The following is a 22,621-nucleotide window of genomic DNA, read 5'->3' on the forward strand; positions in this document are numbered from 1 at the left end:
AGCAGGCCTAGCGCCGCGCCATCATCGCCAGCCGGATCAGCGCGCGTTCCATCACCGCCATCTGTGGCGCGCGCGAGGCTGAACGCAGCGTCAGGTCGGTTTCGATCAGCAATTTCAGCGCATCTTCCAGCCGGAACATGCCCCAGGCCTGCGCCTGCCGCTGCATCCGGTCGCGGCGCGGCCCGAACACAGGCGGGCGCATCCGCTGCAACCCGGCGCCGGGGCCGCCCGGGTCCGATGCCGCGAAATGCAGCCCGCGGAAATGGCGCAGCGCGGCGATGGCCAGCGCGACAGGCTGCACGCCCTGCCCCTCGATCCGGCGCATCATCGGGCCCAATTCGCCCGCGCGGCCCTCGGCCACGATGTTCAGAACGTCGTCGACTTCGGCCTCGATCGTGGCGGGCGTGCAGGCCACCACATCGGCGGGGGCCAGCGGCGTCGGGTCGTTGAATTTGTAAAGCGCGATCTTCTCGACGGTCTGACGAAAGTCGCCGGGATCGAGCGCCTTGGCCAGGGCCATCAGATCGGTCATCGCCTCGGCGCCGATCTGGTGCAGCCCGGCCTTTTTCAGCGTGTCCTCGATTTCTTCGCGCGATGGCGGATCGTCGTAGATGCCGATCGCATAGGCGTTGGAATGCGGTTCGAAAATCTTGCGCAGGGCGGATTTCGCCGTCAGCGACCCGGCGGTGACGATGATCTGCGCATCGCCCGGGCGCCAGTCATCGACGGCGGCCTTGATCGTCGGCGCCAGCGTGTCGGTTGCGTCCTCGACGAAAGCCACGCGCGGGCCGGGGAAAAACCCCACCGCTTTGACCGCATCCATCAGCGCGGCGCCATCCTTGCGCAGATCGGCGGCGGGGATACGGGTCAGCCGCATTTCGGCCTCGCCCTCGGGGCCGATCAGCGCGGCGATCACCTCTTGCCGGCGCAGCGCCACGCGCATCGCATCGGCACCGAAGATCAGCAGGCCCATGCGCTCGGGCTCGGGCTTGGCGAAATAGCGGGCGGCCTGAACCCCGGCGAGCTTCATTTCGGCAGCGAGCCGGCCTGAGCCAGCAGCCTGGTCACGATCTGATCGGCCAGCATCCGCATCAGCCGTTCATGGGCGTCACGTTCGGCGCTTTGGGTCGCAACGATGGACCCGGTCGCCGACCACGAGGTGAACGAGGTGACCCGCCCGGTCAGCAGCACCGCGTCGCTGCCCGCATCATGCAGCGTGTAATCGGCCAGCCCGGTCAGCGAATAGCGGGTGGTGGCATTGTCCGGGGTGATCGCCTGATCCAGCACATCGGTCTGGATCTTGTAGGCCAGCCGATAGCGCGCGGCCTGGGCGGGTCCGAGCCGTTCGGACAGGCGCCGCACCAGCGCGAAATCGTCCCGGGTCTGGGGCGAATCGGGGCTGACGCCGCCCAGCAAGGCCGCCGCCCCGCCCTGCGGCCCATAGGCCGGGGTGAAGCCACAGCCGGCGAGCGCCGCGGCGCCCGCCAGTTTCAACAGGGTTCTCCGGTCAGATGACCACATTGACGATCCGCCCCGGCACGACGATCAGTTTCTTGGGCTGGCCGCCTGCCAGCGCCTTGAGGACATGTTCGTCCGCCAGCACGCGCTTTTCAACCTCGTCTTTCGGCATGTGCTTGGGCACGGTGATCTCGCCGCGCTTCTTGCCGTTGATCTGGATCGGCAAGGTGACCTCGTCTTCGGCCAGCAGCGCCGGGTCGGCCTTGGGCCAGGGCGCGGTGACGACGAAACCCTCGCCGCCCAAGGCGGCCCAGATGTCCTCGGCCAGATGCGGCACCATCGGGGCCATCAGCTGCGCCATCAGGGCCATCGCCTGCCGCTTGACCGGGTTCGACGCCTCGGATTTCGACATCGTGTTGGCCAGCGCATAAAGCGCCGCGACCGCCTTGTTGAAGGCGAAGCCGTCGATCGAGCGGGTGATCTCGTCGATCGCCTTGTGGGTGGCCTTCAGCAGCGCCAGATCCTCGGCCCCGCCCGCCCCGCCCGCCCCGCCGGCACCTTCGGCGATCTCGCTGGCGATCCGCCAGACCCGCGCCAGATATTTATTGGCGGCCTCGGCGCCCGAGGCGGTCCATTCCACGTCCCGCTCGGGCGGGCTGTCGGACATCACGAACCAGCGCGCGGTATCGGCGCCGAAATCGCGGATGATGTTCATCGGGTCGACGACGTTCTTTTTCGATTTCGACATCTTGGCCGAAGGGATGATCTCGACCTTGGTGCCATCGGCCAGTTTGCCATCCACCACGTCCTCGGGCAGGTGATAGACTGGGCGGCCCGCCGAATCGCGGGTCATGTAGATTTCGTGCGTGACCATGCCCTGCGTGAACAGCGCGTTGAAGGGTTCAATCGCCTTGGCGGGCAGATGGCCGGTCTTATGCATCGCCCGGGCGAAGAACCGCGAATAGAGCAGGTGCAGAATCGCATGCTCGATGCCGCCGATATACTGGTCGACGTTCATCCAGTAATCGGCCTCTTCGGGCACGGTCGGGGTGGCGGCATGCGGTGCGGTGAAGCGCGCGTAATACCACGACGAATCGACGAACGTATCCATCGTGTCGGTTTCGCGCCGCGCAGGTTTGCCGCAGTTCGGGCAGGCGCAGTCGCGCCAGGTCGGGTGCCGGTCCAGCGGGTTGCCGGGCTGATCGAAGGTCACATCATCGGGCAGGCGGACCGGCAGGTTTTCCTTCTTCTCGGGCACCACGCCGCAATCGGCGCAATGCACCACCGGAATCGGGCAGCCCCAATAGCGTTGCCGCGACAGACCCCAGTCACGCAGGCGGTAATTGGTGACGCCACGGCCGATGCCATTGGCCTCGCAATAGGCGATGGCGGCGGCTACGCCCTCTTCGCCGGTCTGCACCTCGTCCCCCGCGAAGCCGCGGATATAGCGCACGCGCTCGGATTTCAGCGGAACGTATTCCTCGGTCGGAACCAGATCGGCCAGCGCGGTGTCATCGGCCAGTGGGCGGAACACCGAATGGATCGGCAATCCGTATTTCGTGGCGAATTCGAAGTCGCGCGCATCATGCGCGGGGCAGCCGAAGATCGCGCCGGTGCCGTAATCCATCAGGATGAAATTGGCGATGTAGACCGGCAGTTCCAGCGCCTCGTCCAGCGGGTGACGGACCCGGATGCCGGTGTCCATACCGCGCTTCTCGGCCTTTTCCAGCGCTTCTTCAGTGGTGCCGATGCGGCGGCATTCAGCGACGAATTCGGCGATCTCGGGGTTGTGGCGCTCCAGATGCTTGGCCAGCGGGTGATCGGGGCTGATCGCGGCAAAGCTCGCCCCCATCAGCGTGTCGGGCCGCGTGGTATAGACCTCGATCCGGTCGAATCCCTCGGGCGCACCCAGCGTCGAGAAGGCAAATTGCAGCCCGCGCGACTGGCCGATCCAGTTTGCTTGCATCAGCCGCACCTTTTCGGGCCAGTGATCGAGCCCGTCCAGAGCCTCCAGCAACTCGCCCGCGTAATCGGAAATGCGGAAGAACCACTGCGTCAGTTCCTTGCGCTCGACCAGCGCGCCCGAACGCCAGCCGCGCCCGTCGATCACCTGCTCGTTGGCCAGAACGGTCATGTCGACCGGGTCCCAGTTCACCACCGCATTCTTGCGATAGACCAGCCCGTCATGCAGCATGTCGATGAACATCGCCTGCTGCTGGCCGTAATATTCCGGGTCGCAGGTGGCGAATTCGCGCGACCAGTCGATCGACAGGCCGAGCGGTTTCATCTGCCCGCGCATGTCGGCGATATTGCCATAGGTCCAGTCTTTCGGGTGCCCGCCGCGTTCCATCGCGGCGTTCTCGGCGGGCATGCCGAAGGCGTCCCAGCCCATCGGATGCAGCACCGAAAAGCCGCAGCTCATCTTGTAGCGCGCGACCACGTCACCCATCGTGTAGTTGCGCACATGGCCCATGTGGATGCGCCCCGAGGGGTAGGGAAACATTTCCAGCACATAGTATTTCGGCTTGGCCGGATCGCGCCGCGCGGTGAAAACCCCCGCCTCGTCCCAGGCGGTTTGCCATTTCATCTCGGTTTCGGCGGGTGCGTAGCGCGACATCACAAGGCCCTCATGCGGAATTCTGCCTGCGCTTGCTACACCGGCAGGGGCAGAGAGGTCCAGTGAGCTGCCTTTCTTTCTGGTTCAAATATCCATCGCGCAGCGCCCCGGATAACCCAAGGGCGCCTCCGGCGGGGATATTTGGACCAGAGAGATGAACTCAGAGCTTCGAATCGCGGATGCGCAGCTGGCGGGCGCGGGTCAGGATCGCATCTTCCACCGCGCGCACCGTTTCGGCCGAAACCTGGCCGCCGCGGCTTTCGAGCGAGAGCTTGAGCGACCGCGCGTCAAGCGCGGGGTCTTGCACCAGCACCGTGGCGCGGTAGGCGCGGCCACCGCCGGGCGGGGTGCCGTAGCCGGTGACGATCACCCCCGAGAACGGGTCGACCGACTGGATCGGCAGGAAGCTGAGCACTTCGAGCGAGGCCTGCCAGAGGTATTTGTTCACCTCGACGGTCACGTTGGAATCGGCCTTGTTGTCGAACAGATCCCAGATCGTTTCTTCCTTGGGCTCCTCGGCGGCTTTCACGGCCTGCTGGGGCGGGGTGTCCTTCTTGCTGCCGAACGGCCACAGCTTGCCGCTGGAGGTCCCGCCGCACGCCGACAGGGCAAGCGTCAGGCCGCAGATCGCGCTGGCGCGCATAAGAACTCGGATCGTCATCGGTTCGCCCCCGTCCGGCTTCAAGTCAGGCAATGCCATTTGGCTTTGTCTGTCTCTAGCCCATGGCCCCAAGGGCGACAAGGTTTTTCCAAAAGCCGGGTTTTCCCGGATGCATGAAGATTGCGCGTCCTGCGCGCGGGCGCGCGTAACGGGGCGTTCCGGGCACTGTGGCAAGACTGCACCACGCGAGGGGTCAATGCCGGGGGCGCCTTCGTTTTCATTGCATTGTAGGGCGGCAGGGGTGAAATAGCACCCATACCCAATTCGGATTTCCCTGAGTTGGGGTCTGCCTTAAAAGACAATGAGGGAAAACCATGAAAAAAGTTCTTCTTGCGACCACCGCTCTGGTCCTGTCGGCTGGCTTCGCTGCCGCTGAAGTGAAAATCGACGGCTCGGCCAACTTCGGTCTGAAATACAACGAAGCCGGCCTCGGCTACGCTGACGACAAAGAAGCTGCCGGCTGGTACGAAATCGACATGAACGTCACCGGCACGATGGAAACCGACACCGGCCTGACCTTCGGCGCCCAAATCCAGCTGGATTCGAACTACGGTGGCGGCGATTGGATGACGAAAGATGGTAAGCGTAGTTTGGACCAGAACTACGACGCGAACGTGTTCGTTTCGGGCGCGTTCGGCACCATCAAAGTTGGTGAGTCGAACTGGGTTGCTTCGGACGACTACGGCCTGACCGACATCGGTTTCGACGGCATCGGTGTTGACGACACCGCTGAGATCTCGATGTACGGCCACGACGAAGACTCGGTGAACGACCTGCGTTGGGACTACACCGTTGGCGCCGTTTCGATGACCGCTTCGATCGACACCATCTCGGAAGACTACGGTCTGGCCCTGGGCTACGACGCTGGCACCTTCGGCGGCGCGATCGCGTTCGACCACGACGAAGAAAGCGGCTACGACTCGACCTCGGTCCTGCTGACCGCTTCGTTCGGCGCGTTCAGCGGCGAAGTCTACTACGCTGACGGCGACCAGTGGAACGAATCGTATGGTATCTACGGCGCCTACAAAACCGGCCCGTGGACCTTCGAAGCCGCTGTTGCTGACGCTGACGAGGCTGCTGACACCTCGTACGGTATCGGCGCGAAATACGACCTGGGCGGCGGCGCTGTCCTGGCCGGTGGTATCGGTTCGGTCGAAGGCGACACCGCTGCTGACTTCGGTGTGACCTTCAGGTTCTGATCCTGACGGATCCGGATTTGGGAAGAGCGGGCTTCGGCCCGCTCTTTTCTTTTGGGGCCTTCCCTTTTGTCCCGCCCCATGGTGTCTTGGCCGCAAAACCGGAGGGTGCGATGGGACTGAGCCAGATCAAGCAGCGGATTGCAGCGGCCGAAGCGGCGGCGGGGCGCGCGCCGGGATCGGTCTGTCTGATTGCCGTGTCCAAGGTGCAGCCGGCCGAACGGGTCGAGGCCGTTCTGCGCGAAGGTCACCGGCTGTTCGGCGAGAATTATGTGCAGGAGGCGGCCGGGAAATGGCCCGCCTGGCGCACGGAATTTCCCGGTGTCGCGGTGCATATGATCGGGCCGTTGCAGACCAACAAGGCCAAACTGGCGGTCGAGTTGTTCGAGGCGATTCACACGATGGACCGTCCGTCGCTGGCAACGAAGCTGGCCAATCTGGCACAGGCGCGCGGCGCCTCGCCCGAGCTGTTCATCCAGGTCAACACCGGGTCAGAGCCGCAGAAGGCCGGGGTCTTGCCCGGCGATCTGGATGGCTTCGTCAAGGATGTGCGCGCGCTGGATCTGCCAGTGCGCGGGTTGATGTGCATTCCCCCCGATGCCGAACCGCCCGAGTCGCATTTCGCGATGCTGGCCGGGATGGCGGCGCGCAACGGGCTGGACGGGTTGTCGATGGGGATGTCGGGTGATTTCGAAGCGGCGATTGCGGCGGGGGCCACCCATGTGCGCGTCGGATCGGCCATCTTCGGCGCGCGGGACTATTCCGCGCGCTAGGCCCCAGCTTCTAGGCCTTGTCGCGCGGTGGCCGGGGCGCGGCCCCGGACCCCGCGGTATTTTTCGCAAGGTGAAAGCAGGCCAGATCGGGGATCAGCAGCGGCTCGCCCGGGGCGATATGCTGCGCCAGCCAGATCAGGTGATCGCGCCGGAACGCGAGGCACCCCGCAGTGGGAAAGCCCGCGCGGCGCCGCTGATGCAGGAAGATCGCCGAACCCTTGCCGGGACTGGCCTGCGGATAGTTCCAGTCGGTCACCAGAACGATGTCATACAGCGGATCGGCACGACGCAGGGATTCATGGCTGGCCCCGAAGGGTGCCGCGACCCGCTGGTTATAGGCCGGATGATCCGGGGCATCGCACCACAGATCGCGCGGCCCGATCGGGCGCGCCCAGGGCGCCGGGGCGGCCAGACGATCGGCACGATACAGCATTTCGACGACATGCAGGCGGCCAACGGGCGTGGCGCCGTCGCCTTCGCGTTTCGTGCGGGTAAGCCCGCCGCGCCCGATCTGCACGGGCAAGCAGCGCCCGCGAAACCGCAACCCCGCAGGCGTCAGCCGCATCACAGGATATGCCCCGATTTCGCGGCCTTGGTGGCCAGATACGCCGCGTTGTGGCGGCTGAGCCCGACCTTCAGCGGCACGCGTTCGGTGACCCTGATGCCGTTCGCTTCAAGCATGGCGACCTTGGCCGGGTTGTTGGTCAGCAGGCGCACCTGCGAGAAGCCCAGCTTGCGCAGCAGCGCCGCGCCGATGCGGAAATCGCGTTCGTCATCCTCGAACCCCAGGCGGTGATTGGCCTCGACCGTGTCGAAGCCCTGATCTTGCAGGCTGTAGGCGCGCATCTTGTTGGCCAGGCCGATGCCGCGGCCTTCCTGGTTGAGATAAAGCAGGATCCCCGCGCCTTCGTGGCCCATCTGGCTCAGCGCGGCGTCCAGCTGCGGGCCGCAATCGCATTTCAGACTGCCCAGCACATCGCCGGTAAAACAGGCCGAATGCAGCCGCGCCAGAACGGGTTTGTCGCGCGCGGGCGACCCGATTTCGATGGCGTAATGTTCCTCGCCGCCGTCATCGGGGCGGAAGATGTGCAACCGGCCCTGTTCGGCGGCGCGCATCGGCACGCGGGCTGCGGCGACGGGGGCCAGGGCGGTTTCGGCGGCGATGGCGGCCAGTGCCTCGGCGGCGTTCAGCGTGGTCAGCCCGTCAGGCAGCGGGGCGGGCAGGGGGGCAAGCAGTGCCGCAGGCAGCAACTGCGCCGATTTCGCCAGCGCCAGGGCGGCGCGGGCAAATCCGGCATCGCCGTCGCGCACCGACAGCAGCGGGCCCTTCATCGGCATGCGCAGATCGTCCGCCGGGTCGGCCAGCGCGCGCAGCCAGGCCAGATCGGCCTCGGCAGGCACCGCGATGCGCGCCAGATCGCCGTCATAGACCCGGGCTTTCAGCGTCTCGGCCCGGCGCGCGGTCAGCGCGAGCGTGAGCGGCCCCAAAGCGCGCAGCGCATCCAGCCGCGCGGGGCTGAGCGTTTCGACCGCCACCGCCAGACAGCCACCCTGCAGCACCACGGGCAGGCCGATGCGCAGATCGGCGCGGGCACGGTTCAGGCGTTCGGTGGCGGTGGGGCCAAGGGAGAATGCGTTGTCCATGGCCCACAGATAGCGATGCCTGACACAAATTGAAACATATCCCGGCGCTGCGTCACCTCCGCGTGAGAAAGATTTCACACCCCTTGCCGGAACCGTAATCGAAGGCCAGCTTCGATCCACAACAAAGGAGGCACCGATGGCAGGGCTGAAAAAAATTCTTCTGGTGGACGACGATACCGATCTGCGCGAGGCGCTGGCCGAACAGTTGCTGGCGACCGAGGAATTCGACGTGTTCGAGGCTGGCTCGGGTGCCGAAGGGGTCGAGAAGGCGAAAGCCGCGCTTTACGATCTGGTGTTGCTGGATGTCGGCCTGCCCGATACCGACGGGCGAGAGCTGTGCAAGAAGCTGCGCAAGCAGGGCGTCAAATGCCCGATAGTGATGCTGACCGGGCATGACACCGATGCCGACACGATTCTGGGCCTTGATTCGGGGGCGAACGACTATATCACCAAACCGTTCAAGTTCCCGGTTCTGCTGGCCCGGCTGCGCGCGCAGCTGCGCACCCATGAACAAAGCGAGGACGCCGTGTTCCAGCTGGGGCCGTATACGTTCAAACCGGCGATGAAGCTGCTGGTCGATGCCAAGGACAAGAAGATCCGGCTGACCGAGAAGGAAACCAACATCCTGAAGTTTCTGTATCGGGCGACCGATGGCGTGGTGCCGCGCGATGTGCTGCTGCACGAGGTCTGGGGCTATAACGCCGGGGTGACCACGCATACGCTGGAAACCCATATCTACCGGCTGCGCCAGAAGATCGAGCCCGATCCGTCGAACGCGCGTCTGCTGGTGACCGAATCCGGCGGCTATCGGCTGGTGGCCTGAGGCCGGACGCCGGGGGTTTCAGACCCCCGGACCCCCGTGAGGTATTGCGGGCAAGATGAAATCAAAAAAGCGCCGGGAAAGACCGCGGCGCCTTTTGCATGAAGGATTCAGGGATCAGACCGAGGGATAGATGTCTTCCTCGGCCTCTTCGAGCGAGATGCCAAGCGCGTTCAGCCCGTCTTCCAGGTAATCGGCCAGCATCGGAATACCCATCAGGTAATCTTCGGTCGGCACGGTGGCCTCGGCGCGGGCGGTTTCGGTGGCCTCGTCCAGCTCACTGGCATCGAAGGTTTCGCGACCGATCCACATCACCGCGGTCAGGGCGGCTTGTTCGTCCTCGTTCAAATTGGCGATGAAGGCACGCAACTCGCGACCCTGCCCCGAGCCGGGCACATCGGCGTCGAACTTGCGCGCGCGGATGATGACATGGGCGACCTTGGCCGGGCTGATCGTAAGCATTCTGTCCTCCGTTCTCGCGCCCAGTCTCGCGCCAGTCGCGGCGCGGTGCAAGCGTAATCGCCTAGGGTTCGATCCGGGCGACGGGGGGCGTGGCCGTGTCCGGCGCCAGTTCCTCGAAATCGAAATTATCGAGCCTGCGGGCACGTTTGCCTGCTTTCTCGGCCGAGATCTTGATGTCTTCGATATCCTTGGCGGCCTGCGTGAAATGCCGGTCCAGGTTGCCAACGCGGGTGCCCAGACGGTCCACATCGGCATAAAGCGCGGCCAGTTCGCGCCGGATCGCACCGGCTTGTTCACGCATGCGCGCGTCTTTCAGCACGGCACGCATCGTGTTGAGCGTCGCCATGCAGGTTGTGGGCGAAACGATCCAGACCTTCGCCGCAAATCCCTCGCGCACGAGTTCGGGGAAATTCGCGTGCAGTTCGGCATAGACCGCCTCGGAGGGCAGGAACAGCAGCGCGCCATCGGCGGTTTCGCCTTCCAGAATGTAGCGTTCGGAAATCGCCTTGATATGCGCGCGCAGGGCAATCCGCATCATCCGCTGCGCCTCGATCAGCTGGCTCTGGTTTTCCGCCCGGCGCAGGGCCTCATAGGCCTCGAGCGGGAATTTGCTGTCGATCACGATCGGCCCGGGGGGATTGGGCAGATGCACCAGACAATCGGCGCGTTTCCCGTTCGAGAGTGTCGCCTGCATCGTATAGGCGTCCGAGGGCAGGGCCTTTTGCACGATGTCATGCAGCTGAATCTCGCCAAAGGCGCCGCGGGTCTGCTTGTTGGACAGGATGTCCTGCAGGCCCAGCACATTGCCGGACAGCTTTTCGATATTGGCCTGCGCCTTGTCGATCGCCTCCAGCCGCTGCTGCAGATCGCCCAAAGACCGCGCGGTGCGGGTGGCGGTGCCGTGCAGACTTTCTGTCATGCCGCGGCTGACCTCGGTCAGGCGCTGTTCCATCAGCGCCAGCATCCGGGTCTGGCTGACGGCCTGCGCTTCGCTGACGTGATGCAGCCCGCCGCTGAGTTGCTGCTGACCATCCGACAGGGCCTGAACGCGCTGGCCCAGTTGCAGCATATGCGCCGACAGCGGATCGAGCGCGCGGGCCGAACGCCCCGCCGCGCGCAGGACCATCAGCACCATCGCAAACAGCAGCACGAATGCCACCGCCGCGCCAAGCCCCGCCAGAACCAGCGGGTCGTTCAGCGCAAAAACCGTATCGCCAATCTGGATCATGTGCGCCCGAACAGCCTTTCGATGTCGCTCAGCTTCAGCTCGACATAGGTCGGGCGGCCGTGGTTGCATTGGCCCGAATGGGGCGTGGCCTCCATCTCGCGCAGAAGCGCGTTCATTTCCTCGGGGCGCATCTGCCGGCCCGACCGGATTGATCCGTGGCAGGCCATGCGCGACAGCACCGCCTCGATCTTGGCCTGCAGGCGCTGGCTGTCGCCCAGATCGGCCAGCTCGTCCAGAATGTCGCGCAACAGGGCGCCTGCGTTGATCTCGCCCAAAATTGCAGGGGTTTCGCGCACGGCAATGGCCGTTCCGCCGAAGGGTTCGATGCCCAGCCCCAGCGTTTCCAGATCGGGCGCGATCTCCAGCAGGCGGGCCGCGTCCTGCGCGGACAATTCGACGATCTCGGGGATCAGCAGCGCCTGTGCGGCAACGCCCTTTTCCGCCATCTGACGTTTGAGCCGTTCATAGACCAGACGTTCATGCGCGGCGTGCTGATCGACGATCACGATGCCGGTTTCGGTCTGGGCGATGATGTAGTTTTCATGCACCTGCGCACGCGCAGCCCCCAGCGGCGCGCGGGTCAGCGGGGTGTCCGCCGCAGGCGTGGGGGCATCGGCCACGCGGGCGCTGTGCAGCGGCGCCTCGAAGGCGAGCGGGGATTCGTCGAAGGCGGGGGCTTGCGCTGCATAGGCGTGGCGGATCGCGCCATAGGACGGGCGGTCCATCTGATAGACGCGCGGGGCGTCGGCCGGGCCGGTGGATTCGGGGCGCATCGCCCCCAGCGTGGCCTGCGCAACCGTGCTCGACGCGCGATGCCCGGCCTGCGCCAGGGCGTGCCGCAGCCCGGTCACGATCAGCCCGCGCGCGATACCAGATTCGCGAAACCGCACTTCGGCCTTGGCGGGGTGGACGTTCACATCGACGCGTTCCGGGTCGCAGGACAGGAACAGCACTGCCGCCGGGTGTCGGTCACGCGACAGAAAATCCATATAGGCGGCGCGCAGCGCCCCGATCAGCATCTTGTCGCGCACCGGGCGACCGTTGACGAACAGGAACTGTTCCACCGCCGCACCGCGCGAATAGGTCGGCAGCGCGGCATAGCCGGTCAGGCGGATCTCTTCGCGTTCGGCCTCAATCGGCACGGCATTTTCGGTGAAGGCCCGGCCCAGAACCTGCTCCAGCCGGGCAGAGAGCGCGTCGAACAGCTCGCCCTGCGCCGCATCGGCGCGGAAGATCTCGCGTTCACCCTGACCGGACAGATCGGTCAGGCGAAAGCTGACATAGGGTTCCGCCATCGCCAGCCGTTTGACCACATCGGCAATCGCCTGTGCCTCGGCCCGATCGGTGCGCAGGAATTTCAGCCGGGCGGGCGTGGCGCAGAACAGATCGCGCAGCTCGACCACTGTGCCGCGGTTCAGCGCAGCGGGTTTTACCGGGCCGATGGCTCCGCCCGACACGGCGATCTGCGCCGCATCATAGCCCTCGGCGCGCGAGGTGATCGTCAGCCGCCCCACCGCGCCCAGGCTGGGCAATGCCTCGCCGCGAAAGCCGAAGGTGTGGATATTCAGCAGATCCGAGCCGTCGATCTTGGAGGTCGCATGGCGGCTGAGCGCCAGCGGCAGATCCTCGGCCGTCATGCCGCAACCGTTGTCGGTGATGCGGATCAGCGTCTTGCCACCGTCGGCATAGGCGATCTCGACCCGGCTGGCGCCTGCGTCCAGCGCGTTTTCCACCAGTTCCTTGACCGCAGAGGCGGGGCGTTCCACCACCTCGCCCGCCGCGATCCGGTTCGCGGCGGCATCGTCCAATTGCCGGATGACAGGGCGCGAGGCGCCTATTTGGGGGGGCGTTGCATTCATTCCACAAGGGATAGCACAGCTAAGACCCAAGCTAAACAGATTCGGCGCGATCTCAGAGCGCGTCGCCCTTGACGCCCACGGGCCGACCCACCACCACGAAGCGCAGCGCATCGGCGTCCAGCAGGCGCTTGGCCACCCGGGCGACATCTTCCTTGGTGACGGCCTCGACCTGCGCGTTGCGGGTGTTGATGTAGTCGATCGGCATGTGATTGAGCTGCATCCCCGCCAGAATCGCGGCGATCTGATCGTTGCCATCGAAGCGCAGCGGATAGGCGCCGGTCAGATAGGTCTTGGCCTCGGACAGTTCGGTGTCGGTCACCTCGCCCTTGGCGGCACGCGCCCATTCGGCGCGGGTCACCTCGATCGCCTCGGCCACCTTTTCATTGGCCGAGGCAAAGCTGCCCTGCCAGGTTTCGGCCAGATCGCGGGTCACCAGATAGGTGTAGATGCCGTAGGTCAGCCCCCGTTTTTCGCGCACCTCTGCCATCAGCCGCGACGAGAAACCGCCTTCGCCCAGGATCTGGTTCAGCACATAGGCGGCAAAGAAATCCGGGTCGTCCATCGCCAGCCCGGGCTGGCCAAAGATCACCACCGATTGCGGCGTGTCGTAATCGACCACAGTGGTGCCGCCGGTCAGGTGCAACTCGGCGCGCGGCGGCATCGGGGCGCCGGTTGCGGGCAGATCGCCCAGCAGACGATCAAGCAGGGCGCCCAGCTCTTCGGCGGTGATGTCGCCCACGGCAGAAACCACCAGCCGGTCGCGGGCCATCACCCGGGCCTTGGCGTCGAACATGTCCTCGCGGGTCAGCGCCTTCACGCTGTCCGCGGTGCCGTTGAGCGAGCTGCCATAGGGATGATCGCCAAAGGCCAGTGCGCGGAATTTCTGTCCGGCAATCGCATTCGGGTCCTGGGCGTCAGAGGCGATGATCGACTGCACCTGACCGCGCACCCGGTCCAACGAGGCCTGATCGAAATGCGGGTTGATCAACGCTTCACGCAGCAGATCCACCGCCTTGTCGCGGTTTTCGGTCAGCATCCGGGCCGAGATGTTCAGCGAGTCGTCACCCACGTCGAAACTGAATTGCGCCGCCAGTGCCTCGGTCGCCTCGGCGAATCCCTGGCTGTCCATCGTGCCCGCGCCTTCCTCAAGCGTGGCGGTCATCAGGTTGATCGCGCCGCGCTTGCCCGGCGCATCCAGGCTCGCGCCGCCGCGGAAGTGGATTTCCAGCGCGGTGAACGGGATGTCATGCGCCTCGACCAGCCAGGCGGTGATGCCGCCGGGCGAGGTGACTTCGGTGATTTCGATGGCGCGGGCGGGCAGGGCGCAGATCAGCGCCATCACGGCGGCCAGGGCAACGCGGATCATTGGGCGGCCTCCAGTTCGGGGCGGGTCAGATAGCCGGTGACGGCGTGGCGCTTGTCGAACACGGCGCGGGCGGCGGCCATCACGTCCTCTTCGGTCACCGACATCAGGACATCGGGCCAGCTTTGCACGTCCTCGATCGAGAACCCCGAGGCCAGCGCCTCGCCATAGCGTCGGGCCAGACCTTCGGTATTGTCCTGCGCATAGATTTCCGAGGCGCGGATGCGCGTGCGGATGCGTTCGAACTGGGCCGGGTCGATACCTTCCTTCAGGAAATCCGCCAGCGCACGGTCCAGCGCGGCTTCGGCTTCGGGCAGGGTCACATCGGCCACCGGCATCACCGCCAGATTGAAGGTCGTGTCGTCAATCGCCATGCCGTCGTAATAGGCCGAGGCATAGATCGCGCTGCCATCGCCGAAAATCAGCTTGCGCCCCAGAACCGAGGTGGCGGAATTGCCGCCCAGAACTTCGGCCAGAACGGTCAGGGCCGCGGCCTGTTTCTGATCGCCGGGGTCGCGTTCGGGGGCCAGATAGCTGCGCGACAGATAGGGCTGGGCCACGCGCGCGTCAGGAAAGACAAGCCGCCGCTCGGCCAGTTGTGGCGGTTCCTGCGGGCGCTGGCGTTCGGGCAGGTCGGGCGTCGGGGCCAGAACACCATAATAGGTTTCTGCCAGCGTGCGGACCTGATCGGGGGTCACATCGCCCGCCACCACCAGCACGGCATTGTTGGGCGCGTAATATTTCGGATACCACGCCAGCGCATCGTCGCGGGTCAGCGCCTCCATCTCCTGGCGCCAGCCGATGATCGGTGTGCCGTAGGGATGGTTCAGGAACTGCGCGGCGTTCTTCTGTTCGCCAAACAACGCGCCCGGGTCGCTGTCGGTGCGTTGGGCGCGCTCTTCCAGAATCACGTCACGTTCGGTCTTCCAGTCGTCGGGCGAGATCTTCAGGTGCCGCATCCGGTCGGCTTCCATCTTCATCACCAGTTCCAGCCGGTCGGCGGCGATGCGCTGGTAATAGGCGGTGTAATCATAGCTGGTGAAGGCGTTGTCCGACCCGCCATTGGCCGCGACGGTCTTGGACAATTCGCCCGCCGCCATCGTGTCGGTGCCCTTGAACATCAGGTGTTCGAAGTAATGCGCGATGCCGGATTTGCTGCGCAACTCGTCGGCCGAACCGACCTTGTACCACACCATATGCACCACGACCGGGGCGCGGTGATCTTCGATCACCACGGCTTCAAGGCCGTTTTCAAGCGTGAAATGGCTGACCGGGCTTGCCCAGAGCGGGGCTGCCGCAAACCACAGAAAAGCCGCTGCCAATGAAGCTCGCACCATGAGGCACCTCGTTGTTTTTGCCTCAATTTACGCGATGACGCGCGCGCTACAACCCGGCTGACGCGGAGTTGATCACTTCGACAGAAGTTGCGCCTCGGCGCTCGGCGGGGCGGCCGGGGTGCGCAGCCCCTGCTTGCGCCAGCGTTCCAGCTCGGCTTCCTGATCGAGCGACATCGGCGCATAGGCCTTGTAATAGACGTTCACGTTGAACACCCGCTCCAGCAGACGGCCGTCGTTCTTGCGACGATAGTCCAGATCTTCGGCGGCCAGCTGCGTGCGGATCGTCCCGTCGCGGCCAAAGCGCGCCGCGTAATTGACCAGCGCACCATCGCCCGCCGGAATGCCATTGGTTTTCAGCCGTGCCGCATTGCCACCCAAGGCCGCCGCGACATCCTCGTCGGGGGTCGGGTCGGTCAGGTTGGTTCCGCCCGGGGTGGGTTCGGGCAAGGCTGCCAGATCCTCGGGCATCTGCAACGGTTTGGTCGGCAGGATCGCGAATTCGTCCGGCCCCGAGCCCGACGCCCGCAGGTTCATCAGGATCGGGTCCTTGTCGTCCCCGCCACAGGCCGACAGCAGCAAAACGGCCGCAAATGCGATCCCGAGCTTGCTGATTGCTGCCTGCATGGGCCACTCCCTCATCCGTTCGATCCCCTCTTAGCGCATCGCTTGGGCCACGTCACGCGCGAAAGGCGCTTCACTCGTGACGTTTCGTGTCGCCGCTGCCGGTGAACAGCACCAGCCCCGCCGCCCCGGCGAAAATCGCGATGTCCGCGACGTTGAAGGAATAGGGATTGTGCCATCCGGGCAGCGACATGTTCAGGAAATCGGCCACCGCGCCATAGGCCAGCCGGTCGATCACATTCCCGAGCGCACCGCCCACCAGGAGCCCGGCCGCCAGTTTGACCCGCGTCGAATGGTCCTCGCGCGAGACCCAGTGCCAGACCCAGCCCGAGATCGCCAGCGCCAGGGCGATCAGCACCCAACGGGTCCAGTTCGCCTCGCCCGAGAACAGGCCGAAGTTGACGCCCTGATTCCATGCCATGCGGAAATTCAGCCAGGGCGGCAGCACGTCGATTGCGCCCAGCCGGTCGAGCCCCATCAGATGCACGACGATGTATTTCGAGACCTGATCGAGGATCAGCACCCCCGCCGCCATTCTGCCTGCCAGCCGCATGATCGCTCCTGTCGTAATCCGGCGCCCCGTCGGAGGCGCGGGGCCTCCGGCGGGGATATTTTTTCCAGAAAGAACTTAGTGCCGGAAATGGCGCATCCCGGTGAAGACCATCGCAAGGCCGCGTTCGTTGGCCGCGTCGATGACCTCTTGGTCGCGCATCGAGCCGCCGGGCTGGATGATCGCGGTGGCGCCGGCCTCGGCCGCGGTGATCAGACCATCGGCGAAGGGGAAGAACGCATCCGAGGCCACAACCGAGCCTTGCGTCAGCGGTGCGGGCAGGCCCATCGCCTCGGCCATGTCCTGCGCCTTGCGGGCGGCGATCCGAGTGCTGTCGACGCGGCTCATCTGGCCCGCGCCGACGCCCACGGTGGCGCCGTCACGCACGTAGATGATCGCGTTCGACTTGACGTGCTTGGCGACTTTCCAAGCGAACAGCAGGTCCTTCAGCTCGGTTTCGGTGGGCTGGCGTTCGGTCACGACCTTCAGATCGGCCAACTCGATTGCGCCATTGTCCTTGCCCTGCACGAGGAACCCGCCCGCGACCTGCCGGAAGGTGGTGATCGGTGCGCGCACGTCGGGCAGCGCGCCGGTGGTCAGCAGGCGCAGGTTCTTCTTGGCGGCGAAGATCGCCTTGGCCTCGTCGGTCGCGTCGGGGGCGATCACGACTTCGGTGAAGATCTTGCAGATTTCCTCGGCGGTGGGGCCATCCAGCACGTCATTGAGCGCGATGATCCCGCCGAAGGCCGAGGTCCGGTCGCAATCGAAGGCGCGGGTGTAGGCCTCGGTCAGGGTGGCGCCGGTCGCCACGCCGCAGGGGTTGGCGTGCTTGATGATCGCGCAGGCCGGGCCCTTGCCCGCGAATTCCGCCACCAGTTCGAACGCCGCGTCGGTGTCGTTGATGTTGTTGTAGGACAGTTCCTTGCCCTGATGCTGTTTCGCGGTGGCGACGCCCGGACGGTTGGTGCCGTCCAGATAGAAGGCCGCCGACTGATGCGGGTTTTCGCCGTAGCGCAGGGTCTGCGCCAGTTCGCCCGCGAAGGCGCGGCGGCGCGGGGTTTCCTCGCCGATGGCGGCGGCCATCCACGTGCTGACAGCGGCGTCATAGGCGGCGGTGCGGGCATAGGCGATCTGCGCCATGCGCTGGCGGAACGGATAGCTGGTGGCGCCATCGTTTTCGTCCAGTTCCTTCAGCAGGGCGTCGTAATCCTGCACATCGACCACGGTCGCCACGAAGGCGTGGTTCTTCGAGGCCGCGCGGATCATCGCCGGGCCGCCGATGTCGATATTCTCGATGCAATCCGCGTAATCGGCGCCTTTCGCCACGGTCGCCTCGAACGGGTAGAGGTTGACCACCAGCAGGTCGATCGGCTCGATCCCATGAGCGGCCATCGCCACCAGATGTTCGTCATTGTCGCGCAGCGCCAGCAGGCCGCCATGCACCGCCGGGTGCAGCGTCTTCACGCGGCCGTCCATCATTTCCGGGAAGCCGGTAACCTCGGCCACGTCGCGCACGCTCAACCCGGCTTCGCGCAGTGCCTTGGCGGTGCCGCCGGTGGACAGCAGTTCCACCCCCCGCGAGGCCAGGGCGCGGGCAAAGTCGATCAGCCCGGTCTTGTCGGAAACGGAAATCAGGGCGCGTTGCAGGGGGACGTTTCTGGTCACGGCTGGCAGTCCTTTGGTCAGATGTCGGAATCAGGCCCGTTGCTACGGGTATCGCGGATGGCAGCGGGGGTATCCTGTGCTTTCGCGAAGGTCCAGCCAATCTGGCATGCATAATCCAGAACGCGGGCCGTCAGCACGATTTGCAGGCTGGCACGGGGGCGCAAACGGCCCTTTTCAAGGTAGACCGAGGGTTCGAGGCTCAGATCCGCGACGCCATCGTGGCGAAACACCCAGATCTCGCCCGATTTCAGCGCCACCGAAACCGCCGCGCCGCCCATGTCGAGTGTGGCGTCGGCTTCGGGGTGCAGATGGAAGCGGATCTGGAAGGGGATGCCGCGCAGCCCCTCGCGCTCGAAGATCGTGTCGAAGCGTTTGCGGTCGGGCCCGGTCATCGCGCCCAGGGTATCCTCGCCGCGCAGGCTGCGCCCGTCGGGGCTCAGCTCCAGCGTGCGGATATGGGTCATGCCATGGGTGGGGACGTAACCGTTATGGCCGAACATCATGTGATGCGCGGGGTCGCCTTCGGCGCGGGCCCAGACCTCGGTCGGGGTTTCGTCGAAACAGGCGCGCGGGCTGCGCCCGAGCATCCGTTCGGGGCCCAACCGGGACGAGGAGAACCCCTCGATCGCCAGCGTCGAATGGCTGGCGGTGGCGCGCCCGGCGCGGTGCCAGTCGCGCCCGAACATCGCGCCCGATCCGCAATTGACCACCAAAGGCCTGCGCCCCGAGGTCAGCTCGAACGCCAGCGTCGAGGCGTGCGCATTGGCCGAGGCCGGGCCCTTGGGCGGTGCGCTGGCATCCACGATGATACTGCTGCGCCCGCCATGCAGCCGGGCAAATCCCATCGCCAGCGTTTCAGGGTGGCCCGCCCGCACGCCCGAGGCCGCCAGCGCCTGATCGAGCCGCCCTTCCAGACCGCGCCCGCCGCCGTGAAACCGTGCCAGCCCGCCGTCGCTGTGGCGCAGCGCGCGCAGCGTGGGGGCGATTCGCTCGATCGCCTCCAGATGCGCGGCGGCGGGGGAGCGGCCCGCGGCCCCAAGCGCGGCGGCGGCCCAGATCAGCAGGGTGAAGACCTCGAGCAATTCTTCGGGGTTGCGGGTTGGAATGCCGCCCTCGGCGTCGATCTGGGCCGCGCATTCGGCGGCCAGGGCCTGCGCTGCGGGTCCGGCAAGGCGTTCCATCCCGGTCAGCGCAAGCCCGGCATAGATCAACCCGGTCAGTGCCTCGAACCGCGGCAGGCCGGGCGAGGCCGATTTCCAGCGCCGCGACAGATAGATCGTCTGCTGTCCAAGCGAACGGAAGAACCCGTCGGCGCGGGCGCGTTCCTGTCCGTTGAGCAGCAAGATCGCGTGGTTGATCCAGCGGATCAGGCGCCGACCCGTCAGATCGGGGGTCCAGCCGGGCCCCCGCCCGGCGCCGAAGCGGTCGATCCAGTCGAAGACCCAGCCCTGCGCCCGTTCGCGTGCCGGGCGGTCGCCCACCGCGGCCAGATCGTCAAGCCAGCCGCAACCGTGCAGCGCCTCTTCGAAACTCGGGTCGGGCATCGGCAGATCCCAGATCGAGAGGCCGGGCCCCTCGATCAGAAACCCCGCCAGCAGGAAATTGCCCGCGATCAACTGCTTGCCGCGCGCGTAAGAGCCGATGGTGCGGGGTTCGGGCTGGCTGACGAAGCCGGTGGCGGGTTTGGCCCGCGCCGCGCGCAGCGCCGCGATCCGGTTGAGCGCGCTGCTCAGCCGGGCCTGCCTTTGCCCCGTGGGGTGTTGCTCTGCCATGCCGCCGGTTGCCCCGATCCTGTCGCGGCGCGGGGGTGCCGCAGCCGCCTGAATTGCGCGCACCATAATCCGCGCCCCGGGTTCTGTCACCGCTCAATTCCCGCATGGGCGGGGAAGGGGGATCAGGCCGGGCGCTGCAGGCAGGCGATGTAGAACCCGTCCATGCCGCCGCGTTCGGGCCAGTAATCGGGGCGCAGCCTCAACCCGCCTTCGGGGCCGATCCACTCGGGCGCGATGCCGGGCAGATCGGGCGGTGTCACGCACAGCTCGGGGTGGCGTTCCAGCGCGGCGCGGATCTGCGCCTCGCCTTCGTCGGGCAAGAGCGAGCAGGTGCAGAACACCAGCCGTCCGCCCGGGCGCAGCCAGCCGAGCGCACGATCCAGAAGCGCGGTTTGCAGCCCGAACAACTCTTTGATCTGGCTGGCATCCTTGACGAAGGGCAGGTCGGGGTGACGGCGGATCGTGCCGGTGGCCGAACAGGGCGCATCCAGCAGGATCGCGTCATAGGGTGCGGCGGGTTGCCAGTGCAGCGCATCGGCGACGACCAGCGTCGCGGTCAGCTGGCAGCGCGCCAGATTCTCGCGCACACGCGCCATCCGCGGTTCGGAAATATCCAGGGCGGTAACATCGGCCCCGGCGGCGGCCAATTGCAGCGTCTTGCCGCCGGGCGCGGCGCACAGGTCCAGCACCCGCTCGCCCGGGCGGGGGGCGAGCGTGCGCGCGGCCAGCGCCGCCGCCGCATCCTGCACCCACCAGTCGCCCGCCGCGAAGCCCGGCAGATCCGAGACCTGGCCGCGCGCCGCCAGACGCAGGCTGCCGGTCGGCAGAACCTCGCCTTCCAATGGCTCGGCAAGGGCTGTCACGTCGCCTCTGGCGGTCAGATCCAGCGGGGCGCCCGCCAGATGCGCGGCCTCCATCGCCTGCACGGCCTGCTTGCCATAGGCCGACATCAGCCGGCCGCGCAGCCAGCCGGGCAGTGCCGGCGCGGGCAGCGTGGCCCAGCGGTCGGTTTCGGTTGCGACCTTGCGCAGCACCGCGTTGACCAGCCCCGCGAAACTGTCGGTCCGCCGCCCGCCCGAACGCGCCAGCGTTACCGCCGCATCGACCACGCCATGCGGCGCTTGGGACAGGGCGCAAAGTTCGACCGTCGCCAGCCGCAGCAGCGCCACGATATCGGTGGGCGGGCGGCGGCGCAGATGCGGTTTCAGCATCGCGTCGGCCTGCGCCAGATGGCGCAGCGTGGCCAGCGCCAGGCGCTGCGCGCGGGCTTTCTCGCCCGGCTCCAGTCCCAGCAGGGCGTCGGTGGCGATCTGATCGGCCAGCGTCATGCGATCTTCGGTGACGCCCACGATCAGGCCGAGGGCGGCACGCCGGGCAGGGTCGGGTTTGCTCATGGCCTGCGGCCCTTCGTCTTGTTCCAGATTGGCTTGGGGCCTATATCATGCCCAGCATCGAGACAAGGAATCCCGCATGTCCGAACAGCCCGAGACCGAAATCCCCGCCGATCTGCCCCCCGCCGCGCAGCGCGCGCTGGCCGAGGCCGAGGAGCGCCGCCGCGCCGCCAGGGCCCTGGATCTGCCCACCGAACTGGGCGGGCGCGATGGGCCCGAACCCGTGCGCTATGGCGATTGGGAGAAGAAGGGAATCGCCATCGACTTCTGAGGCGGGGTCGCATCTGTGGCCAGTGCCGGGGGGTTTCACCCCCGGACCCCCAGGATATTTTCGCCAGAAAGAAGCCGCCGGGTTCAGAGCCCCAGCACGTCGAGCATGTCGTATTCGCCGGGTTTCTGGCTTTGCCCCCAGAGTGCCGCCTTGAGCGCGCCGCGGGCAAAGATCGCGCGGTCGGTGGCGATATGGCGCAGCACGATGCGTTCGCCCGCCGTGGCGAAGATCACGTCATGCTCGCCCACGATATCGCCGCCCCGGATCGCCGAAAAGCCGATGGCACCGGGTTTGCGCGCGCCGGTAATGCCGTGGCGCCCGGATTCGGTGTTGTCTTCCAGCGCGATGCCGCGGCCCTCGGCGGCGGCCTGCCCCAGCATCAGGGCGGTGCCCGAAGGGGCATCGACCTTCTTGTTGTGATGGGCTTCGACAATCTCGATGTCCCACTCGACATCCAGCGCCGCCGCCACCTTTTTCGTCAGCTGCGTCAACAGGTTGACGCCAAGGCTCATGTTGCCGGCGCGGACGATCACCGCATGGCGCGCGGCGGCTTTCAGCGCGGCCAGATGCGTGGGTTCCATTCCGGTGGTGCCGATCACATGCACCGCGCGGGCCTGTGCGGCCAGGGCCGCGAATTCAACGGTCGCGGCGGGTGCGGTGAAGTCGATCACCGCCTGCGCCTTGGAGAATGCAGCCAGCGCATCGTCGGTGACGATCACGCCCGTCTCCGGGCCTCCGAGGCAGGTGCCCAGATCGCGCCCGATCCAGTCGTGACCCTGACGTTCCACCGCGCCCACCAGCCGCGCCTTGTCCGACCCTGCCACGGTGGCCGCGAGCATCCGGCCCATCCGGCCCGACACCCCGGTGATGACAATACCCGGCAGATCGTTCATGACTTCTCTCCTTTGTGACGGGCTCGTGCATAGCGCGCGG

The 22,621-nt window shown here is 66.3% G+C and carries 21 protein-coding genes; 4 read left to right on the forward strand and 17 right to left on the reverse strand.

Annotated features, from left to right (window positions below):
• Positions 1-7: 7 nt before the first annotated feature.
• From P2G62_RS02730 to P2G62_RS02745, 4 genes are all read right to left on the reverse strand, one after another.
• Complete coding sequence (locus P2G62_RS02730; RefSeq protein WP_275733333.1) at positions 8-1,030, reverse strand: DNA polymerase III subunit delta; 1,023 nt, start codon at positions 1,028-1,030, stop codon at positions 8-10.
• Positions 1,027-1,521 carry an LPS assembly lipoprotein LptE gene (gene lptE, locus P2G62_RS02735; protein WP_275733334.1) on the reverse strand — a complete coding sequence of 165 codons (495 nt, stop codon included), beginning with the start codon at positions 1,519-1,521 and terminating at the stop codon, positions 1,027-1,029. The genes P2G62_RS02730 and lptE overlap by 4 nt, the downstream gene beginning before the upstream one ends.
• Positions 1,508-4,075 (reverse strand): leucine--tRNA ligase, encoded by a 2,568-nt coding sequence (leuS, locus tag P2G62_RS02740; protein ID WP_275733335.1) that lies wholly within the window; start codon positions 4,073-4,075, stop codon positions 1,508-1,510. The genes lptE and leuS overlap by 14 nt, the downstream gene beginning before the upstream one ends.
• A 160-nt stretch (positions 4,076-4,235) precedes the next feature.
• The gene (locus P2G62_RS02745) at positions 4,236-4,736 is read right to left on the reverse strand and encodes a DUF3576 domain-containing protein (RefSeq protein WP_275733336.1); all 501 of its coding nucleotides are present in this window, start codon (positions 4,734-4,736) and stop codon (positions 4,236-4,238) included.
• Between the two features lie 314 nt (positions 4,737-5,050).
• On the opposite strand from P2G62_RS02745, the gene P2G62_RS02750 reads away from it, so the two are divergent.
• Together P2G62_RS02750 and P2G62_RS02755 are read left to right on the forward strand one after the other, a co-directional pair.
• Positions 5,051-5,935, forward strand: a complete 885-nt coding sequence (locus tag P2G62_RS02750) for a porin (RefSeq protein WP_275733337.1) — start codon at positions 5,051-5,053, stop codon at positions 5,933-5,935.
• A gap of 110 nt (positions 5,936-6,045) precedes the next feature.
• On the forward strand, positions 6,046-6,705 hold the full coding sequence (locus tag P2G62_RS02755) for a YggS family pyridoxal phosphate-dependent enzyme (protein ID WP_275733338.1): 660 nt from the start codon (positions 6,046-6,048) through the stop codon (positions 6,703-6,705).
• Positions 6,706-6,715: 10 nt separating this feature from the next.
• Here P2G62_RS02755 and P2G62_RS02760 read toward each other — a convergent pair whose 3' ends face one another.
• Together P2G62_RS02760 and ribA are read right to left on the reverse strand one after the other, a co-directional pair.
• The gene (locus tag P2G62_RS02760) at positions 6,716-7,270 is read right to left on the reverse strand and encodes a L,D-transpeptidase family protein (protein ID WP_275733339.1); all 555 of its coding nucleotides are present in this window, start codon (positions 7,268-7,270) and stop codon (positions 6,716-6,718) included.
• The gene (ribA, locus tag P2G62_RS02765) at positions 7,270-8,349 is read right to left on the reverse strand and encodes a GTP cyclohydrolase II (RefSeq protein WP_275733340.1); all 1,080 of its coding nucleotides are present in this window, start codon (positions 8,347-8,349) and stop codon (positions 7,270-7,272) included. Before ribA ends, P2G62_RS02760 begins: the two co-directional genes overlap by 1 nt.
• 136 nt (positions 8,350-8,485) lie before the next feature.
• On the opposite strand from ribA, the gene P2G62_RS02770 reads away from it, so the two are divergent.
• On the forward strand, positions 8,486-9,172 hold the full coding sequence (locus tag P2G62_RS02770; RefSeq protein WP_275733341.1) for a response regulator transcription factor: 687 nt from the start codon (positions 8,486-8,488) through the stop codon (positions 9,170-9,172).
• Between the two features lie 114 nt (positions 9,173-9,286).
• Here the strand turns inward: P2G62_RS02770 and P2G62_RS02775 are convergent, their stop codons facing one another.
• The 10 genes from P2G62_RS02775 to P2G62_RS02820 all read right to left on the reverse strand — a co-directional run bounded on the left by P2G62_RS02775 (position 9,287) and on the right by P2G62_RS02820 (position 21,420).
• Positions 9,287-9,631: a DUF3775 domain-containing protein gene (locus tag P2G62_RS02775; protein ID WP_275733342.1), complete on the reverse strand. Its 345-nt coding sequence runs from the start codon at positions 9,629-9,631 to the stop codon at positions 9,287-9,289.
• A gap of 61 nt (positions 9,632-9,692) precedes the next feature.
• Positions 9,693-10,859, reverse strand: a complete 1,167-nt coding sequence (gene rmuC / locus P2G62_RS02780; protein ID WP_275733343.1) for a DNA recombination protein RmuC — start codon at positions 10,857-10,859, stop codon at positions 9,693-9,695.
• Entirely contained in the window at positions 10,856-12,718 is a 1,863-nt protein-coding gene (gene mutL / locus P2G62_RS02785; protein WP_275733344.1) for a DNA mismatch repair endonuclease MutL, read from the reverse strand. The genes rmuC and mutL overlap by 4 nt, the downstream gene beginning before the upstream one ends.
• Positions 12,719-12,770: 52 nt before the next feature.
• A complete protein-coding gene (locus P2G62_RS02790) occupies positions 12,771-14,084 on the reverse strand; it encodes a pitrilysin family protein (protein WP_275733345.1) in 1,314 nt (437 codons plus the stop codon).
• A complete protein-coding gene (locus P2G62_RS02795) occupies positions 14,081-15,418 on the reverse strand; it encodes a pitrilysin family protein (RefSeq protein ID WP_275733346.1) in 1,338 nt (445 codons plus the stop codon). Before P2G62_RS02795 ends, P2G62_RS02790 begins: the two co-directional genes overlap by 4 nt.
• 72 nt (positions 15,419-15,490) lie before the next feature.
• Entirely contained in the window at positions 15,491-16,042 is a 552-nt protein-coding gene (locus P2G62_RS02800) for a DUF3035 domain-containing protein (RefSeq protein WP_275733347.1), read from the reverse strand.
• A gap of 70 nt (positions 16,043-16,112) precedes the next feature.
• Positions 16,113-16,592, reverse strand: coding sequence for a signal peptidase II (lspA, locus tag P2G62_RS02805; protein ID WP_275733348.1), 480 nt, complete (start codon positions 16,590-16,592; stop codon positions 16,113-16,115).
• Between the two features lie 75 nt (positions 16,593-16,667).
• Positions 16,668-18,254, reverse strand: a complete 1,587-nt coding sequence (gene purH, locus P2G62_RS02810) for a bifunctional phosphoribosylaminoimidazolecarboxamide formyltransferase/IMP cyclohydrolase (RefSeq protein ID WP_275733349.1) — start codon at positions 18,252-18,254, stop codon at positions 16,668-16,670.
• Positions 18,255-18,271: 17 nt separating this feature from the next.
• Positions 18,272-20,026 carry a heparinase II/III family protein gene (locus tag P2G62_RS02815; RefSeq protein WP_275733648.1) on the reverse strand — a complete coding sequence of 585 codons (1,755 nt, stop codon included), beginning with the start codon at positions 20,024-20,026 and terminating at the stop codon, positions 18,272-18,274.
• A gap of 122 nt (positions 20,027-20,148) precedes the next feature.
• On the reverse strand, positions 20,149-21,420 hold the full coding sequence (locus P2G62_RS02820; RefSeq protein WP_275733350.1) for a transcription antitermination factor NusB: 1,272 nt from the start codon (positions 21,418-21,420) through the stop codon (positions 20,149-20,151).
• 76 nt (positions 21,421-21,496) lie between these two features.
• Between P2G62_RS02820 and P2G62_RS02825 the strand changes: the two genes are divergently transcribed.
• Positions 21,497-21,688, forward strand: a complete 192-nt coding sequence (locus tag P2G62_RS02825) for a DUF1674 domain-containing protein (RefSeq protein WP_275733351.1) — start codon at positions 21,497-21,499, stop codon at positions 21,686-21,688.
• A gap of 83 nt (positions 21,689-21,771) precedes the next feature.
• Here P2G62_RS02825 and dapB read toward each other — a convergent pair whose 3' ends face one another.
• Positions 21,772-22,581, reverse strand: a complete 810-nt coding sequence (gene dapB, locus P2G62_RS02830) for a 4-hydroxy-tetrahydrodipicolinate reductase (RefSeq protein ID WP_275733352.1) — start codon at positions 22,579-22,581, stop codon at positions 21,772-21,774.
• Between the last annotated feature and the right edge of the window lie 40 nt (positions 22,582-22,621).

The sequence above is a fragment of the Paenirhodobacter sp. CAU 1674 genome, assembly GCF_029222945.1.
Lineage (GTDB): Bacteria > Pseudomonadota > Alphaproteobacteria > Rhodobacterales > Rhodobacteraceae > Rhodobacter.

Coding starts and splice junctions, on each gene's coding strand:
- P2G62_RS02730 (WP_275733333.1), bottom strand. CDS start 1,030: ATGAAGCTCGCCGGGGTTCAGGCCGCCCGCTATTTCGCCAAGCCCGAG.
- lptE (WP_275733334.1), bottom strand. CDS start 1,521: ATGTGGTCATCTGACCGGAGAACCCTGTTGAAACTGGCGGGCGCCGCG.
- leuS (WP_275733335.1), bottom strand. CDS start 4,075: ATGTCGCGCTACGCACCCGCCGAAACCGAGATGAAATGGCAAACCGCC.
- P2G62_RS02745 (WP_275733336.1), bottom strand. CDS start 4,736: ATGACGATCCGAGTTCTTATGCGCGCCAGCGCGATCTGCGGCCTGACG.
- P2G62_RS02750 (WP_275733337.1), top strand. CDS start 5,051: ATGAAAAAAGTTCTTCTTGCGACCACCGCTCTGGTCCTGTCGGCTGGC.
- P2G62_RS02755 (WP_275733338.1), top strand. CDS start 6,046: ATGGGACTGAGCCAGATCAAGCAGCGGATTGCAGCGGCCGAAGCGGCG.
- P2G62_RS02760 (WP_275733339.1), bottom strand. CDS start 7,270: ATGCGGCTGACGCCTGCGGGGTTGCGGTTTCGCGGGCGCTGCTTGCCC.
- ribA (WP_275733340.1), bottom strand. CDS start 8,349: ATGGACAACGCATTCTCCCTTGGCCCCACCGCCACCGAACGCCTGAAC.
- P2G62_RS02770 (WP_275733341.1), top strand. CDS start 8,486: ATGGCAGGGCTGAAAAAAATTCTTCTGGTGGACGACGATACCGATCTG.
- P2G62_RS02775 (WP_275733342.1), bottom strand. CDS start 9,631: ATGCTTACGATCAGCCCGGCCAAGGTCGCCCATGTCATCATCCGCGCG.
- rmuC (WP_275733343.1), bottom strand. CDS start 10,859: ATGATCCAGATTGGCGATACGGTTTTTGCGCTGAACGACCCGCTGGTT.
- mutL (WP_275733344.1), bottom strand. CDS start 12,718: ATGAATGCAACGCCCCCCCAAATAGGCGCCTCGCGCCCTGTCATCCGG.
- P2G62_RS02790 (WP_275733345.1), bottom strand. CDS start 14,084: ATGATCCGCGTTGCCCTGGCCGCCGTGATGGCGCTGATCTGCGCCCTG.
- P2G62_RS02795 (WP_275733346.1), bottom strand. CDS start 15,418: ATGGTGCGAGCTTCATTGGCAGCGGCTTTTCTGTGGTTTGCGGCAGCC.
- P2G62_RS02800 (WP_275733347.1), bottom strand. CDS start 16,042: ATGCAGGCAGCAATCAGCAAGCTCGGGATCGCATTTGCGGCCGTTTTG.
- lspA (WP_275733348.1), bottom strand. CDS start 16,592: ATGCGGCTGGCAGGCAGAATGGCGGCGGGGGTGCTGATCCTCGATCAG.
- P2G62_RS02815 (WP_275733648.1), bottom strand. CDS start 20,026: ATGGCAGAGCAACACCCCACGGGGCAAAGGCAGGCCCGGCTGAGCAGC.
- P2G62_RS02820 (WP_275733350.1), bottom strand. CDS start 21,420: ATGAGCAAACCCGACCCTGCCCGGCGTGCCGCCCTCGGCCTGATCGTG.
- P2G62_RS02825 (WP_275733351.1), top strand. CDS start 21,497: ATGTCCGAACAGCCCGAGACCGAAATCCCCGCCGATCTGCCCCCCGCC.
- dapB (WP_275733352.1), bottom strand. CDS start 22,581: ATGAACGATCTGCCGGGTATTGTCATCACCGGGGTGTCGGGCCGGATG.